Source organism: Streptomyces sp. NPDC017979 (genome assembly GCF_044328175.1).
In the GTDB taxonomy this organism is placed as follows: domain Bacteria; phylum Actinomycetota; class Actinomycetes; order Streptomycetales; family Streptomycetaceae; genus Streptomyces.
Window position 1 is genome coordinate 80,235 of record NZ_JBIRGU010000003.1, and the last position, 15,987, is coordinate 96,221.

Annotated in this window: 13 protein-coding genes; 8 read left to right on the forward strand and 5 right to left on the reverse strand. The window is 72.6% G+C overall.

Annotation, left to right across the window (positions count from 1 at the left end; all coding sequences use genetic code 11):
• Positions 1 to 121: 121 nt before the first annotated feature.
• Positions 122 to 1,000: an LLM class flavin-dependent oxidoreductase gene (locus tag ACH4E8_RS09970; protein ID WP_398446237.1), complete on the reverse strand. Its 879-nt coding sequence runs from the start codon at positions 998 to 1,000 to the stop codon at positions 122 to 124.
• A 587-nt stretch (positions 1,001 to 1,587) separates the two neighbouring features.
• Between ACH4E8_RS09970 and ACH4E8_RS09975 the strand changes: the two genes are divergently transcribed.
• The 6 genes from ACH4E8_RS09975 (at position 1,588) to ACH4E8_RS10000 (ending at position 8,122) form a co-directional block, all read left to right on the forward strand.
• Entirely contained in the window at positions 1,588 to 2,082 is a 495-nt protein-coding gene (locus ACH4E8_RS09975) for a hypothetical protein (RefSeq protein ID WP_398446239.1), read from the forward strand.
• A gap of 47 nt (positions 2,083 to 2,129) precedes the next feature.
• A complete protein-coding gene (locus tag ACH4E8_RS09980; RefSeq protein WP_398447264.1) occupies positions 2,130 to 3,626 on the forward strand; it encodes a sensor histidine kinase in 1,497 nt (498 codons plus the stop codon).
• Positions 3,529 to 4,188, forward strand: a complete 660-nt coding sequence (locus ACH4E8_RS09985; RefSeq protein ID WP_361534497.1) for a response regulator transcription factor — start codon at positions 3,529 to 3,531, stop codon at positions 4,186 to 4,188. Before ACH4E8_RS09980 ends, ACH4E8_RS09985 begins: the two co-directional genes overlap by 98 nt.
• A 714-nt stretch (positions 4,189 to 4,902) precedes the next feature.
• Positions 4,903 to 5,505, forward strand: coding sequence for a carbonic anhydrase (locus ACH4E8_RS09990; protein WP_398446241.1), 603 nt, complete (start codon positions 4,903 to 4,905; stop codon positions 5,503 to 5,505).
• A gap of 191 nt (positions 5,506 to 5,696) precedes the next feature.
• A complete protein-coding gene (locus ACH4E8_RS09995; RefSeq protein WP_398446243.1) occupies positions 5,697 to 7,760 on the forward strand; it encodes a SulP family inorganic anion transporter in 2,064 nt (687 codons plus the stop codon).
• Positions 7,757 to 8,122 carry a hypothetical protein gene (locus ACH4E8_RS10000; protein WP_398446245.1) on the forward strand — a complete coding sequence of 122 codons (366 nt, stop codon included), beginning with the start codon at positions 7,757 to 7,759 and terminating at the stop codon, positions 8,120 to 8,122. Before ACH4E8_RS09995 ends, ACH4E8_RS10000 begins: the two co-directional genes overlap by 4 nt.
• A 260-nt stretch (positions 8,123 to 8,382) precedes the next feature.
• On the opposite strand, the gene ACH4E8_RS10005 is transcribed toward ACH4E8_RS10000, so the two are convergent.
• Entirely contained in the window at positions 8,383 to 8,547 is a 165-nt protein-coding gene (locus tag ACH4E8_RS10005) for a hypothetical protein (protein ID WP_398446247.1), read from the reverse strand.
• A gap of 224 nt (positions 8,548 to 8,771) precedes the next feature.
• Here ACH4E8_RS10005 and ACH4E8_RS10010 point away from each other — a divergent pair, with 224 nt between their 5' ends.
• A complete protein-coding gene (locus tag ACH4E8_RS10010; RefSeq protein WP_398446249.1) occupies positions 8,772 to 9,968 on the forward strand; it encodes a sensor histidine kinase in 1,197 nt (398 codons plus the stop codon).
• Complete coding sequence (locus ACH4E8_RS10015; protein ID WP_398446251.1) at positions 9,956 to 10,615, forward strand: LuxR C-terminal-related transcriptional regulator; 660 nt, start codon at positions 9,956 to 9,958, stop codon at positions 10,613 to 10,615. Before ACH4E8_RS10010 ends, ACH4E8_RS10015 begins: the two co-directional genes overlap by 13 nt.
• A 71-nt stretch (positions 10,616 to 10,686) precedes the next feature.
• Here the strand turns inward: ACH4E8_RS10015 and ACH4E8_RS10020 are convergent, their stop codons facing one another.
• The 3 genes from ACH4E8_RS10020 to ACH4E8_RS10030 form a co-directional block, all read right to left on the reverse strand.
• A complete protein-coding gene (locus ACH4E8_RS10020) occupies positions 10,687 to 13,215 on the reverse strand; it encodes an ABC transporter permease (RefSeq protein WP_398446253.1) in 2,529 nt (842 codons plus the stop codon).
• Positions 13,216 to 13,223: 8 nt separating this feature from the next.
• The gene (locus tag ACH4E8_RS10025) at positions 13,224 to 13,997 is read right to left on the reverse strand and encodes an ABC transporter ATP-binding protein (protein ID WP_398446255.1); all 774 of its coding nucleotides are present in this window, start codon (positions 13,995 to 13,997) and stop codon (positions 13,224 to 13,226) included.
• 709 nt (positions 13,998 to 14,706) lie between these two features.
• A complete protein-coding gene (locus ACH4E8_RS10030; RefSeq protein WP_398446257.1) occupies positions 14,707 to 15,798 on the reverse strand; it encodes a hypothetical protein in 1,092 nt (363 codons plus the stop codon).
• Positions 15,799 to 15,987 lie beyond the last annotated feature (189 nt).

Below are 15,987 nucleotides of genomic sequence, written 5' to 3' on the forward strand. Positions count from 1 at the left end.
GGGGTGGTGACCCGGCGGAGCGGCGCGGGCAGCGGCTCGCCGTCAGCGCGGCCCGCGGCCCTGCGGGCCGGGCGGATGCCCCGGCCCGCAGCGACAGCCCCCGTGGTGGGGGAGGCGGCGGTCAGCGCGGGACCAACGGGCGCACCTCCTCGGCGGTGAACCGCAGGAAGCCCTCGGGGTCGGGTTCGTCGGCCGTCGGCTGGAGGACGACCGTGTCCGCGCCGGCGTCCGCGAGGCGTTGGACCGCCTCGGCTACGGCCTCGGCGTCACCGGCGACTCCGAGGCCGGTGGGGTCGACGCCCCAGCGGTCCAGTTCGGCCCGGAGTCGGTCGGCCGCGCCGGGGCCGGTGGCCGCGTGGAGGTAGATCACCACCGGGTGGTGTTCGGTGCTCGGGCGGTCCGCCGCTGCGCGGCCCTCCGCGATCAGCGCCCGGGCCCGGCGCAGCCCGTCGGGGGAGACGCTGGCGTCGAGCACGGTGCCGTCGGCCGCCTCGCCCGTCAGCTGCACCGTGCGGGGGCCGAGCGCGCCGGCGTACACGGGCGGGGCGCTGGTGGGCGGCCAGTCGAGGGCGACGTCGTCGAGTGAGACGTATCGGCCGCGGGTGGTGACCCGTTCGCCGCGAAGGAGGGCGCGCAGGGCGTCCAGGTATTCGTGGAGCAGGGTGAGCGGGGAGTCCACACGTGCGCCGACCTGGCCCATCCACGACTGGAGGCCGTGGCCGACGCCGAGGACCAGCCGCCCGGGGAAGAGGCGGTCCAGAGTGGCGACTTCCATGGCGGTCAGCGCGACGTTGCGCAGCGGGACGGGGAGCAGCCCGATGCCCACGCGTAGGCGTTCGGTCCAGGCCAGGGCGGCGGAGGCGGTCGCGATGCCGCTCTCCAGGAAGCAGTCTTCCCAGAGCCACAGTTCGTCGAGCCCGGCCGCGTCGGCGGCCTGGGCGAGGGGCCGGAGGCGTTCCGGAGGGAGCTGGGGGCGAAACACGGCGCCGAGTACGGTCATGGCCCCTTCCTACCGGTGGCCTCCCGCCGGGACAACGGCGTACGGCCCGCCGTGCCCGTCCGGCGCACCGGGCCCCTCGGCGCACCCGGTCCCTCGCTGCCTCGGTGGCCCGTGCCCGGCGCCCGCGACACCCGGCACCATCCCGTAACCCGTAACCCGTAACCCGTAACCCGTAACCCGTAACCCGTAACCCTTAATGCCTGCGCAGCCGCGGGGGGTGATCGTGAGCTGCGGTGATGGCGGGCAAAAGCCCGCACTTTGCCTTCTCTTGAAACTTCGGGGGCGTCGAGCCGTACTTCCCGTCGACCACCTCAGTCCCACTGGTCCCAGGAAGAAGGTGAGGGAGCTTGTCCTTCCGGTCCGTCCTCGCGCACGCACTCCCCTTCGGGAAACGGCGGCGAAGCCGTCGGGGAGCAGCCGCGGCCCGCCCCGTCGACGGTGGCCCCCATACCACACCGCTCGGCACGACCACCGGCCGCACCCCCGGAACAGATCCTTCCCCTCCGGCGAAAGCCGAGCCCAGCGCAGGAAATGAGAATGCTCTCCTCTTTCACTCACCTGTTCGATCTAGGACGCAGACTCTCCGCATGAGACTGCGGAAGGCCAATCTGGTGATCACGGCGGTGGCGGCGTTCGCAGGCGCCGGCATGGTGGCGGGACGCGTGTGGATCGGTGAGTCCGATCCATTAGACCTCGGCCCCGTGGTGATCGTGCAGAACACCTACACGGACGAACCCGAAATCCCCGCCCCCCTGCCGTCGGCGACCTCACGCGGCAGGAACTCGGGCGGACGCGAGTCCTCGACCGGGCAGAACACCCGCCCGCCGTCCTCCCACGCACCGACCAAGAGACAGCCGCCCCCGGCCTCGACCAGACCCCCGGGCGGCAAGCCGGTGTCCCCGATCGCACCGCCCCGAAGCGACGACAACGGTCACGGCGGCCCCTTCCCGGGCGGTGATGACGACGACGAGGGCGCCGGCGGTGACGACGGTGACGACACACCCGACGGCACCAACGGCGGTTTCTGGAGCCAGCGGCGCTTCGCCCGCAGCGACGACGACGATGACGAAGGCGAGGACTGACCGTGCGACGGCGTACGGCCAGTGCGCGTTCCCGCATCGTCGGCTGGATGCTGCTCCTGGTGGGAGCAGCCCTCGCCGCGCCCATCGTCGGCGTCACGGTCGTCTGGCAGGCCCAACTCGACGAGAAGGTCGACGCCCGGTTGAAGTGGGAGGCGACCCGGCTGCGCACCTTCGCCCAGACCAGGGTGCAACCCGACGGCAAGCCCTACACCGACGGCGCCTCCCTGTTGGGCGAGTTCCTGCGCGAGAACATCCCCAACCGCGACGAGACGTTCTTCAGCATCGTCGACGGCCAGGCCCATCTGCGCAGCGCCTCCGAGCCGCCCATACGGCTGGACACCGATCCCGCGGTGATCAGACAACTGTCGTCGGTGAAGAGCAACACCAAGACCGCCGTCGGCTGGATCGACTCGCCCGTGGGCAAGGTGCGCTACGGCATCGTCCCGGTGAAGGTCGCCGGTGACACCCGCGACGTACGGCTGGTCGTCCTGGAGTTCCGCGACCGCCAACTCGACGAGGAGCGGGAAGTCGCCAAGATGCTCCTCGTCACCGGCTTCGGCGCGCTGGTCTGCGCCGGCCTCGCGAGTTGGCTGGTGGCCGGCCGGATCCTGGCCCCCATCAGGCTGGTGCGCCAGACGGCGGCCAGGATCGGCGAGTCGGACCTCACCCAGCGTCTCGACGTGCGCGGGGACGACGACGTCGCCGCGCTCGCGCACACCTTCAACAACATGCTCGACCGGTTGGAGCGGGCCTTCACCACCCAGCGCAGGTTCCTCGACGAGGTGGGCCACGAACTGCGCACCCCCATCACCGTCGTGCGCGGACACCTGGAGCTGATGGAGAACGGCGCCGGCGACTGGGCCATGGAGTGGGACGTCACCCGGGCCCTGGTGGTCGACGAACTCGACCGGATGAGTCGCATCGTCGACGACCTGCTGCTCCTGGCCAAGGCCGAGCGCCCGGACTTCCTGACGGTCGGGGAGACCAACCTGACCGATCTGATCGTGGACGTCGTCGCCAAGGCGCGGGCGCTGGGCGACCGCCACTGGCGGGTCGCGGCGGTCTCCGAGGCGACCGTCCTCGTCGACGGGCAGCGGCTGACCCAGGGCCTGATCCAACTGGCGGCGAACGCCGTCCGGCACACGCTCGACGGCGACCTCATCGAGATGGGGTCGGCAGTGCGCGAGGGCCGGATCCTGCTCTGGGTGCGCGACACCGGACCCGGGGTGGGCCCCGTGGACCGGGAGCGGATCTTCGGTCGGTTCGTCCAGGCCGGCCGCGTCACCTCACCAGCCCAGGCCGGCACCGGAATCGGCCTGGGGCTGGCCATCGTGCGCGAGATCGCCCAGGCGCACGGCGGCACCGCATGGGTGGAGGACGCGGAGACGGGCGGGGCCCGATTCGTACTTGACCTACCGGCGTACTTCCCTTGGCAGAGAGGACACCATGCAACGGATTCTGATAGCGGAGGACGAGGCCGGAATCGCCTCCTTCGTCGAAAAGGGCCTGCGGAGCAACGGGTTCGTGACGGCAGTCGTCAGTGACGGGCTCTCCGCCTACGAACACGCGCGGGCCGGCGACTGCGACCTGATGATCCTCGACCTCGGGCTGCCCGCGGTCGACGGACTCACCGTGCTGCGCAAGCTGCGCGAGCTGCGGGTGACGCTCCCCGTCGTCATCCTCACCGCGCGCGACAGCGTCTCGGACGTGGTCGCCGGGCTGGAGGGCGGGGCGGACGACTACATCTCCAAGCCCTTCGCCTTCGAGGAGCTGTTGGCGCGGGTGCGGCTGCGGCTGCGCGGCGAGGGCGGCCCCGAGGCGTCCGTGCTGCGCGTCGGCGACCTGGTGCTGGACCTGCGCACCCGGCGGGTGCACGTGGAGGGGCGGGTGGCCGAACTGTCGGCGCGCGAGTTCGCGTTGGCGGAGGTCTTCCTGCGCAACCCGGACCAGGTGCTGACGCGGGAGCAACTGCTCAGCCGGGTCTGGGGCTTCGACTACGACCCGGGGTCGAACATCGTGGACGTGTACGTGCGTTACCTGCGGCGCAAGCTGGGGCCCGACCGGGTGGAGACCATCCGCGGGGTCGGGTACCGGCTGCGGGCCTGAGCCGTGGCCGTACGCCCGGTCCGTCCACCGGTCGACACGTTCGGCCGTCACCGGCCACGACCGGCAGCCATGAGCACAGCAACTGAGCAGCAGTCACTGAGTAGTAGTGACAGAGCAGCAGTAGTGACAGAACAGCAGTCGCTGAGCAGCAGTAGTGACAGAACAGCAGTCACTGAGCAGCAGTAGTGACAGAGCAGTAGTAGGCACTGAGCGGTCAGCACCGCGACAACCCGCACCATCCACGGCAGCACCAGGTCGGAACCAGCCGGATTCCGACGCCCCCCGGGCGTCAGCCGCCGCGCTCCCGCCGCGCTCGTCGTACCCACGCTCGACGGACCATCTGCACGTGCCGGTTGGCCGGATCCAGTGCGGGCCCAGCCCCCGCCGCCGGACCCGGTTCAGGCCCCTTCCGGCGCTCGTGCCGACACTCCGGAACCACCCCGTCCGCCGCCGGAACGCCCCTGCGCCGCGGCAAGGGTCGGCTACCCCTCCAAGGGGCCCGACCATCTTCCTGACATCGTTGTCAAACTCTCATCCCGCTGGTGAGAACTCTCTCACCCTGATCTCACGGATGACTCATGACGTGGGCGCATGCTTCACGGCCAAGACATCCACCCCCGGATGTCTCAGCCGTCCCAGCTGCCCCGGCGAGCGTGTGCCCCCACATGCCGTGCCCGCCCCGGACGAGCGGCTGGGCTCTGCGAGGAGCGTGACATGAAGCGACTGCTCACCAATGCACGGAACTTCCGCCACCGTGTGGCCCCCGAGAGCGAGACCTTCCGCAAGTTTGCCGCCGGCCAGACGCCCGGCACCCTGTTCATCAGCTGCTCGGACTCCCGGGTGATCCCGGCCTTGATCACGGGCGCAGTCCCGGGCGAGGTCTTCGAGTTGCGCAACGCCGGCAACATCATCCCCCCTTACGTGCCGGAGCGCGAGTCCGCCGAGGCCGCCACGATCGAGTACGCCGTGGAGGTGCTCAAGGTCCGCGACATCGTGGTCTGCGGGCACTCCCACTGCGGCGCGGTCGGCGCCCTCGCCAACGACCAGGACCTGACCCAACTGCCCTGCGTGTCCCAGTGGGTGTCCCACGCCCGCCCGGCGCTGGCCCCGATGCTCGGCACGCCACCAGACGACGGGACGCTCGCCAAATTCGTCCAGCGCCACGTCGTCGCCCAGCTGGAGACCCTGCGCGACTACCCCAGCGTCCGCCTGGCGCTGGACTCCGGTCGGCTGAACCTGCACGGCTGGTACTACCGCGTCGACACGGCCGAAGTGCTGGAGCTCGACGAGATCCACGGAGTGTTCCACCGCAACTGACGCCCGGGCGAGCCCCACCCGGATCTCACACCCCCCACTCGCATCCGACCGCCGGAAGCGGCCCCTCCGGGAGCAACGCTCCCGCCCCCGGCTCCGGATGCGGCGAAAGGAACACTGTGTCTACTGAACGCACGCGCTCCGCTTTGGGGCGACACGCGCGGAGGAGTAGTGGCCGGCCCCCGGCGAGCACCTTGAAATCCCCTTCGGCACCCGGTTCCTTCGGCGCCGACTTCATGGCCTCGATCGTCGTCTTCCTCGTCGCCCTGCCCCTGTGCATCGGCGTCGCGGCTGCCTCGGGCGTCCCCGTCGCCCTCGGCATCATCACGGGCATCATCGGCGGACTCATCGTCGGGTTCCTCCCCGGCAGCAGCCTCCAGGTCAGTGGACCCGCGGCCGGACTCGCCGTGCTCTGCCTGGAGTTCGTCACCGAGCACGGTCTGGGCCTGCTCGGCCCGGTCGTGCTCGCCAGCGGCATCCTCCAGATGATCCTCGCCACGCTGAAGATGGGCCGGGTCTTCCAGTCCATCTCGCTGTCGGTGGTCCAGGGAATGCTCGCCGGCATCGGCGTACCCCTGATCCTCGGTCAGATATACGCCCTGGTGGACTCCAAGCAGCACGGCACGGCGCCCAAGAACTTCATGCACCTGCCCGACCTGGCGAAGGACGTCATCGGAGACGCCGCGAAGAGCGGTGCGCTCCTCATCGGCGCCATGGCCGTCGTCATCTGCTTCCTCTGGTACAAGGTGCCCAAGCCGCTGAACAAGGTTCCGGCGCCGCTGGTGGCCGTGATGCTCGGCTGCGTCATCGCCGCGCTGCCCGGCTTCGACGTCAAGAAGGTCGCCTTCGGCAACATGCTGGACGCGGTCAACATCCCCGGCGTCAGCGACATCTCCGGGCTCGGCGACCCCAAGGTGCTGATGATGGTGGTCACCTTCACCGTCATCGCCTCCGCGGAGAGCCTGTTCAGCGCGGCGGCCGTGGACCGGATGCACACCGGGCCGCGGACGCAGTACAACAAGGAGCTGTTCGCCCAGGGCGTCGGCAACACCGTCTCCGGTGCGCTCGGCGCCATGCCGCTGACCGCGGTCATCGTGCGCAGCGCGGCGAACGTCAACGCCGGGGCCAGGACGAAGATCTCCCGCATCCTGCACGGCGTCTGGCTCCTCGGCTTCGGCCTGCTGCTGCCCGGTCTGCTCGGACTGATCCCCATCACCGTCCTCGCGGGCGTGCTCCTGCACGCGGGCTGGAAGCTCTTCAACCCGCCGTCCTTCGTGAAGATGTGGAAGAAGGACCGCGGCGAGGGGTTCGTCATGTTCGCCACCACCGCGGTGATCGTGGGGACCAACCTCCTCGAAGGCGTCCTCTTCGGCCTCGCCGTCGCGGTCGTGCTGACCGCGCTGCGCATGTCGCACCTGACGATCCGCAAGACCACCGACGGGGACTTCGCCCGGCTGGAGATGAAGGGGAACGCGACCTTCCTGCGGCTGCCGAAGCTGATCGACGTCCTCGGATCCGTCGAGGACAAGAGCCGCATCCTCGTCGACGCACGCGGCATCCTGCACCTCGACATGGCGTGCAAGGCGCAGTTGGAGGAGTGGGCGGACCAGCGTCGCAAGGCCGGGGCCGAGGAAGTGGAGTTGCTGCTCCCGAGCCCCGCAGCCGAGCCGAAGGGCGAACCGACCACCACCGGCGCGGAGGAGACCGAGAAGGACTCCGAACACGTCCTCGTCGGAGTCGGTGCGACGACCGCAGGCCAGCACGCGACCGCCGCGGGCGACGCGCCGCGCCGCGACACGGCCGAGTTCGACCAGCCGCCGGCGGACCACGGCCACCCGCCCCAGCCGGACACCTACCGGCCGTACGTCCCCCCGGCCCAGTCGAGCTCCCAGCAGTACGGCATGGGGCAGGGGTACGCGGAAGGGTACGTGACCCACAGCACGCAGCCCGAACGGCAGAGCCAGCAGGAGTACGGACGCACCGGGCACGTCCCCCAGCAGCCGCCGTCCCAGGGGCACGTCCCCCACCAGAGCCACGGGCCGCACCAGCCGCCGCAGCAGCACGACCCGCACCAGCACCACCAGCGGTACGTGCCGCCGCAGCCGAACCAGCGGTCTGCGCACGACGACGCCCGCCCGCCCCGAGGCGCGCACGGCCCCGGCCCGCACGACCGCCGTCGACCGGGCGACCCGCCCAACCACTGGGGGCCGGAGGACGACAGGGCCGTGCAGGCGTACGGCGAAGGGAACTGGCGATGAAACGCCCCCTCAAGACGGCCCTGGCCGACGCCTTACACCTGTGCGACCACGAGGTCCCGCCGCAGTGTCCCTCCGAGCAGTGCGCACTGCGCCAGGAGCACGACGAGCGGGTGCCGGACCGCGCGGCGGTCGACCGGCGCGAGGCCGACGGCCACGGCCAGGGCATGGGCCACCGGATGGACTACCGGTCGGCCGCCGACCCACCCGGAGAGGACACCCTGTTCCTGTTCCTGAAGTCGCTGCACCAGTTCCTGACGGCGCCCCAGGACCCGGTGGCGCACGCCGCGGAACGGGCCGACGAGCGAGCCAGATCGGCCGCCGCCCGCCGCGACGGCAAGGCGGACGGCGACCACCAGCACTAGGTCGGCCGACGTCCCGGTCGACGAACCCGTCGACCGTCAGGCCGGCCATCCGAGCCGGTGCGCGGAGGTCCTTGACCCCCCGGACGGCCCTGGACGTCCGCGCACCCCGATCGTCGCCCACGGGACTCCATCCCCAGGACCGTGGGCGACACGCAGGGCCTTTAGCGGCAACGCTTCCCCCACTGGGCCCTAGAGGGCTCCCTTCCCTGTTCCCCGTGCAGGGAAGGGAGCCTTCCGACTTCTCGGCCCCGCTCGTACGGTCACGGCTTGCGCGTACGGGTCAGATACAGCGTCACGCCGGCGACCAGCGCCACCGCCGAACCGCCGATCTCGACCGCGGTGCGCACCCAGCCGTCGAGGACGAAGTCGTTCACGAGGCTGACGGCGAGCCCGGCGGAGACCAGGAACCAGAGCACGGGCTTCATCAGGGGCCTTCCTGCGGACGGTGTGCGCGGTGCGAGCGGGTGCATGCAGTGTGCGCGGTGCCTGATCAACGATGCCTGCGGGCCCGCCGCCGATGCCAGGGGGGCCGCACCCCGAACCAAGGTGGAGCCCGCACCACCACCCCCGCATCCGTCCCGCCCGCCCCCGCACCATCCCCGTCCCCGCACCCGCCCCGCCCCCCGACGGGTCGTTTAACCTGGTCGGCGTGGAAGAGACGGTGGGCCGGGCGTTCCGGGCGACGGTCCGGCTGGGCAAGACCGTCGGCCTGTCCTTCGCCACGCTCCTCTACCTCCCCGTCCTCGTCTTCACCGTCGTCGCCACGGCCCTGGTGGTCGGTGCCGCCGCCCTGCCCGAGACCGTGCTCCTCCAGCGGCGCATCGCCGGCGTCAAACGGCGCATGGTGGCCGAGGCGACCGGCGAACCCGTCGACGAGGCGTACCCGCCGCTGACCGGCGCCCTCCCCGCCCGGCTGCGCACCGCGCTCAAGGACCCCGGCACCTACCGCGACCTGAGCTGGCTCGCCCTCCACGCCGTCTTCGGCTGGGCGGTGTTCCTCGTGCTGATCGTGCTCTGGTACTTCGGCCTGATGCTCGACGGCTTCTGGAGCGGCACCCTGGGCCGCCGCCCGTTCGTGCTGCCGCTGATCGAACGCCTCGACGCCTTCGACGCCTCCTGGTCCCGCGCCTTCCTGGCGCCGTCGCCCGAGGCGCGCCGCGCCGCCGAACTCGCCCGCCGCGTCGAGCAGCTGACCGAGACGCGCGCCGGTGCCGTCGCCGCGCACGGCGCCGAACTGCGCCGCATCGAGCGGGACCTGCACGACGGCACCCAGGCCCGCCTCGTCGCGCTGTCCATGCGGGTCGGCATGGCCCGGCGCGCGTACGACAGCGATCCCGAACTGGCCCGCCGGCTGCTGGACGACGCGCAGGACCAGGCCGAAGAGGCGCTGACGGAGTTGCGGCACGTGGTCCGCGGCATCCATCCGCCGATCCTCACCGACCGCGGGCTGGTCGGCGCGGTCCGCGCCCTCGCGGCCGGCAGCGGCCTCGACGTGACCGTCACGGACGAGGGCCTGGAGACGCCGGCGGACGCGTCGAACGCCGGCCGGGCCGGCGCCCGCGCCCCCGCCGCCGTCGAAGCCGCCGCGTACTTCGTCGTCGCCGAGGCCCTCACCAACGCCGCCAAGCACAGCGGTTCGCCAGGTGCGACCGTGCGGCTCGCCCGTACGCCCCGCGGCCTGACCGTCCTGGTGCGGGACGAGGGCCGCGGCGGCGCCGACGAACGCGGCGGCAGCGGGCTGGTCGGCATCCGCCGCCGGGTCGCCGCGCTCGACGGGACCGTGGACGTTGCCAGCCCCGCCGGGGGGCCGACCGTGATCGAAGTGGAGCTGCCGTGCGTGTGGTGATCGCCGAGGACAACGCCCTCCTGCGGGAGGGCCTCGTCCTGCTGCTGACGTCGGCGGGCCACGAGGTGGTCGCGGTCGCGTCCACCGGCCCGGAGGTCCTGCCCGCACTCCTCGAACACCGCCCGGACGTCGCCGTCCTGGACGTGCGGATGCCGCCGGGCTTCCGCGACGAGGGGCTGCGCGCCGCGCTGGAGGCCCGCCGGGAGGTCCGCGGCCTGCCCGTCCTCGTGCTGTCGCAGTACGTGGAGGAGACGTACGCCGCCGAACTCCTCGGGGACGACGTCGCCGGCGTCGGCTACCTGCTGAAGGACAGGGTCGGTCGGGTGGACGAGTTCCTCGACGCCCTCGAACGGGTCGCGGCCGGCGGCATGGCCCTCGACCCCGAGGTCGTCACGGAGCTGATGTCGCGCCGCCGCGACGACCCGGTCGACCTGCTCACCCCGCGCGAGCGCGAGGTGCTGCACCTGATGGCCGAGGGTCGGGACAACACCACCATCGCGACCGCCCTCAGCGTCACCGAGCGCTCCGTGAGCAAGCACATCGGCAACGTCTTCCTGAAGCTCGGCCTGCCGCCGCAGAGCGACAGCGGACACCGGCGGGTGCTGGCGGTCCTGACGTATCTGAACTCGCCGTCCACCAAGAGTTGACGCGCGACGCACGAAAGCGCCGGGCCGCCCCCGCACAGCGGGGGCGGCCCGGCGCTTTCGCGCGTCCGTCCTCAGTCGCGGGTGCCGGCCGCCTCCACCGGCGCCCGCCGCAGCGCCGAACGCGTCGGCAGGCTGATCGACAGCCAGCCCAGCACCGCCACGAACCCGCCGATCGCCACCCACACCAGCGGCGGCACGTACGGCAGCGGCTGCTCCGTCAACGCGAGGCTGACGCCCACCATCGGCGGCACCGCGATCAGCGCGCCCACCGCGAGGGCCGTGGCCACCACGACCCAGGACTCCATGAACATCATCCGGCGCGTCTGCCGGGCCGTCGTCCCGATCAGCCGGAGCATCGCGAACTCCCGGCTCCGGGCCGTCGTCGCCATCACCAGCGTGTTGACGACCGCGATCAGCACGTACAGCAGCAGCACCGCGTTGGCGATCAGATTCGTCATCGACTGCTCGTTCTGCGCGTCCTCCTGCGCCGCCGCGAAGTCGTCGGGCTGCTCCACCCGGAGCGTCGGGGTGCCGGCCGCGAGTTCGTCGAGCGCGTCGGACACGGCGGAGCGCTCCCCGTCCGCGGCCACCAGCAGCGCCGCGTCCAGACCGTCCGTGGTGTGCCGCGTCAGCAGGTCGTGGGGGAGGGTCACGTCGCCGAAGCCGAGCCCCTTCCCGTACACCGCCACCACCCGGAGCTTCTTGGGCGTGCCGTCGCCGAGGTGCACGTCCGCGGTGTCGCCGACGTCGAGACCGGTGGTGCCGGCGGCGATCCGGCTCAGCGCGATCGTGTCACCGGTCAGCCGCGCGAGTCCGCCCTCCCGCACGTCGAGGTCGAGGGTGCGGTCCAGGTCCGCCGGGTCGAGCCCCTGCGCGCCGAACTGCTTGGTCACCACCTGGTCGATCTCCTGGTAGTCCAGCATCACCTGGGAGCGCGCCACCGGGGTCGCGGCGGCGACGCCGGGGATCGCGCGCACCTCGTCCACCAACTCCGGCGACAGGCCCGGCCCCGCCGGAGTGAGCACCCAGTCCGCCACCACACCGTCCGTGACCTGCTCCTTCGCCTCCGCCTGGGTGGTGGTCAGGATGGACACCTGGAGCAGCGCCATCGCCGCGCCCAGCGCCAGCGGCACGACCGCGCCGCTCAACCGACGGGTGTTCGCGGTGCTGTTGGCGGCGGCCAGGTAGCCGCTCACCCGCGACCTGGCCAGCAGCGGACCCATCAGCCGCGCCGCCGCCCGCACCAGCACCGGGCCGATCAGACCGCTGCCGATCATCAGCACCATCAGGGCGCTCGCCGCACCGGCGATCGCCAACTCGCCGGGCACCAGCACCGGGACCACGATCGCCACCACCAGACCGAGCCCGATCAGCACCAGCCCGGAGATCCAGCGGCCCCGGCCCAGCTCCGGCGCCTCCACCAAGGACTCGCCCAGCGCCTCCACCGGCTTGATGCGGGCCACCCGGCGCGCCGCGACGTACCCCGCGAGCCGGGCGCCGAGCACGCACAGCACCACGGACGCCACCGCCGGCAGCGGGTTGTACGACAGCGCGAAGTCCGCCGGCAGCGCGCCGGCCTCGGCGTACGCCCCGCGCAGCCAGCCGGCGACGGCGAAGCCGAGACCGCTGCCCAGCGTCGCGCCCACCACCGACACCAGCCACGTCTCGCTGCCGATCATCTTGTGCACCTGGCGGGGCGTCGCGGCGACGGCCCGCAGCATCGCCAGCTCCCGGCGCCGCTGCTGCACGCCGAGCCCCAGCGTGGACGCGATCACGAAGATGACGACGCCGAGCGCGGTGCCGCCGAACGCGGCGGACAGCCCGACCAGGAAGCCGCGGGACTGCCCCACGTCCAAGAACTCCAGGTCACCGATGCGGTCCCCGGTGTAGACGTCCGTGCCGGGGGCCGCCTTCGCGACCCGGTCCGCCAGCGCGCCGGCGTCCGTACCAGCGTCGGCGAACACCCCGATCGCGGTCAGCCGGTCGGCCCGCGGCGACAGTTCCTCCGCCCGCCCGTCGGTGAAGAACACCGACGCCTGCCGGTCCAGTCCCGCGACGATGCCGGTGACCTCGTACGCCGCCGGGGTCGTCCCCACCGCGATGCGCGCCGTGTCGCCGACCTTCAGCCCGGCCGCGCGCGCCACCGTCTCGTCGACGACGACCTCCCGCTCGGTGCGCGGCGCGGTGCCCGTGCGCAGCTCCACGGGCCCGAGGACGGCCGACGACCAGCCGTGCCCGTACAGCGGATCGGCCAGGCCCACCGGGTTGCCGCGGGCGTCCGCGGCGCTCAGCGCGAACGTGCGCTCGCCGACCGCGGACTTCACCCCCGGCACCGCCGCGACCTTCTCGACCAGGTCGGCCGGGACGGTCGCCCGCTCCGCGTGCACCGGGTCGAAGTCCTCCTTGACGTGCTTCGACTGCTCGCCGCCGACCATGACGGACGCCGCCGCGTACCGCTCGGGCGGCATGCCCGACGTCAGTCCGGACACCAGCAGGATCCCGCAGGCCGTGACCACGGCCGAGCCGAAGAAGAGGGCGACGAACGCACCGACGAAACCGCCGGTGCGGTGCTTGATGCTGCTCCACGCGATGTCGAACACGGCGCGCCTCACCAGTTCCCGAGGTGGGTCATGCGCTCCGCGACCTGCTCGGCCGACGGCCGGTGCAGCTCACCGGCCGGTCGGCCGTCCGCGAGGAAGACCACCGAGTCCGCGTAGGAGGCGGCGACCGGGTCGTGGGTGACCATCAGGACCGTCTGCCCCGTCTCGTCGACGATCTGCCGGAACAGCCGCAGCACCTCCTGGCTGGTGCGCGAGTCCAGGGCGCCCGTCGGCTCGTCGGCGAGCAGCGCGTCCGGCCGGGTCACCAGCGCCCGGGCGATCGCCACCCGCTGTTGCTGACCGCCGGAGAGCTGGCCGGGCTTGCGGTCGACGTGGCCGGCCATGCCGACGCGCTCCAGGACCTCCCGCAGCCAGCCGCGGTCCACCGGCTTGTTCGCCAGCCGCGGCACCAGCGTCACGTTCTGCTGCACGGTGAGCGCCGCCATCAGGTTGTACGCCTGGAAGACGTAGCCGATGCGCTCCCGGCGCACCGCCGTCAGCGCGGCCTCCTTCAGCCCCGTCAGCTCCGTGTCGCCGAGGTACACCCGGCCGGAGGTGGGCCGGTCGAGACCGGCGAGGCAGTGCAGGAAGGTGCTCTTGCCGGAGCCGGAGGGGCCCATGACGGCGGTGAAGCTGCCGCGCGGCAGGGCGAGCGAGACGTCGTTCAGCGCGGTGACGGCCCGTTCCCCGGAGCCGTACGTCTTGGTCACCGCCTCCAGCCGCATGGCGGCCGCCGTCCCGGTGTTCCCGTGGTGCGCGGTCGGATGCCAGACCGATGTCATGTGCCCTGCCCTCTCGTGTTGCTGCGACGAGGACAAGTCAACGGCGGACGGGGGGTCCGGCACGATCCGCCTGGCTGGCGTATCCGTGGTGTAGCGCGCTACACCCCACCCGTCCGCGGCGACCCCGCGGAAGCAGTTCTTCGCGCAGTTCCTCCCCCCTGTTCCCTGCGGTCACGGGGGGCACCCTCACCTGTGCCCAGCGGGCCGGGGGACCCTCGGCGCCCCTAACCACCCTCGCCGTTTCCCTGCGGGAGTGATGACCCCTGCGGCCCGGTGGTGGGCTCGTCGCGCAGTTCCCCGCGCCCCTAAGACCCTCGTCCCGCAGGTAAGCGATGGGGGCAGCGGAACATGGGCGCTGGGGGGCACCCCACGCCCGCTGGGCACCGGTGGGGGTGCCCCCGTGACCGCAGGGAACAGGGGGAGGAACTGCGCGAACGGCCCACCACCGGGCCGCAGACGCCATCCCTGCCCACGCATCACGGCGCTACCGCGCCTGCCGAGGCGGCGGCACTGCCGGAAGCCGCAGAACGAAACCGCGGGGATGTTCTACGGGCGTTCGGTGGCCGACATCGTCTGCGGGTTGGGGGCGGAGGCTTTTAGGGGCGCGGGGAACTGCGCGAACGGCCCACCACCGGCCGGTGGAGACCAATGCTCCCGCAGGGCTACGGCGGATACGTCCACAGGCGCAGAACGAAACCGCGGGCACGCCCTACGGGCGCCCCGTGGCCGACACCGTCTGCGGGTCGTAGCAGTCGCAGGAGACGACCGTCGCCGGCACCCCCTCGCGGGCGGGCACCGCGATCAGCGCGTTCACGCTGCTGACCTCGGTCACCCGCCGCCACTGCCGCTCGCCGCCGCCGAGCAGCACGTCCGTGTCGGAGCCCGCGTCGAACACCACCGCGGCGCCGTCCCGGCCCGTCACCCGGTGCTCGCGGGTCAGGGTGCACGGCACCAGCGAGCCGCCCGTGGACAGCCGGAACACCGGAGGCTCGAAGTCCTCCTGCGCACGGTAGGCGTAGCTGCGTTCCAGCGCCTCGTCGGCGAGCCCGTTGGCGTACGCCACCAGGTCCTCGGTGAACGGCCCCGCGGTGAAGCGGTCGCCGGGCGCACGGCCGTCGGGGACGGTGAAGCTCAGGCGCGCCGCGAAGTCCCGGCAGGCGGCGCGGGCTTCGGACGCCCGCGGGGAGAGCCGTACGGTGCCCGTCGCCGCGCGGTCCAGCGTCGGCAGCACCGGCGGCTGCGTCCGCACCTTGCCCGTGGAGACCTTCGGCGGCGCGGCCGGCGGGCGCGCCCCGCCCGGGTCGGTCACCACCCACGACGCCGCGGCGGCCCGCCACGGGCCGTCCTTCTCCTCCTGCACGAAGTAGTGCAGCGCCGACTGACGGTCGTCCTCGCGCCCCCGCCACTTGCTGATCGACGCGAACCACCGCGGGTGCGCGTCGGCCTTCCCGGACGGCAGCAGGAAGGTGGGCCGGGTGAACGAGGTGACGGGCACCTTCCGCCGCGCCTCGCGGGCGACCGCGTACTCCGCCAACGACTCCCGCAACAGCGCACCGGTCTGCACCCGGGCGATCGCGGTGTCGTCGAGCGCGGCGTCGGCGGCGGCGTTGACCTCGGCGTACTCCTCGAACACCGTCTGCGCCTCCGCGGCGCGCAGCGCGGCGGAGGTGGTGACGGGCGAGGCGGAGCCGGCGGAGCCGGACGGTTTCGACCCGCCCGACGGCGCGGTGCTGCACCCGGCGGTCAGGGCCAGCAGGCAGACCAGACCGATCGCCCCCGGCCCGGTGCGTCGTCGTGTCACGGCGTGCCGCCTGTCCGTCGTGTGCGCATCACGCCAGGGTAGGCGAGCCGTTCGGGGTGTGGCGCCCACGCCCCCCTCCTCGTCCGTTCGGGTGCCCGGCCCCGCCGCGGGGAGCGCACCGCCCGGCCCGCGGCCCCGCCGCGGCCTACCGTGACCAGATCGGACGGTGCGCGAGTGCACCGGGAGCGG

Excerpts from the sequence above, each read along its gene's own strand:
- ACH4E8_RS09970 (WP_398446237.1), bottom strand. The coding sequence starts at position 1,000 with ATGACCGTACTCGGCGCCGTGTTTCGCCCCCAGCTCCCTCCGGAACGC.
- ACH4E8_RS09975 (WP_398446239.1), top strand. The coding sequence starts at position 1,588 with ATGAGACTGCGGAAGGCCAATCTGGTGATCACGGCGGTGGCGGCGTTC.
- ACH4E8_RS09980 (WP_398447264.1), top strand. The coding sequence starts at position 2,130 with ATGCTGCTCCTGGTGGGAGCAGCCCTCGCCGCGCCCATCGTCGGCGTC.
- ACH4E8_RS09985 (WP_361534497.1), top strand. The coding sequence starts at position 3,529 with ATGCAACGGATTCTGATAGCGGAGGACGAGGCCGGAATCGCCTCCTTC.
- ACH4E8_RS09990 (WP_398446241.1), top strand. The coding sequence starts at position 4,903 with ATGAAGCGACTGCTCACCAATGCACGGAACTTCCGCCACCGTGTGGCC.
- ACH4E8_RS10000 (WP_398446245.1), top strand. The coding sequence starts at position 7,757 with ATGAAACGCCCCCTCAAGACGGCCCTGGCCGACGCCTTACACCTGTGC.
- ACH4E8_RS10005 (WP_398446247.1), bottom strand. The coding sequence starts at position 8,547 with ATGAAGCCCGTGCTCTGGTTCCTGGTCTCCGCCGGGCTCGCCGTCAGC.
- ACH4E8_RS10025 (WP_398446255.1), bottom strand. The coding sequence starts at position 13,997 with ATGACATCGGTCTGGCATCCGACCGCGCACCACGGGAACACCGGGACG.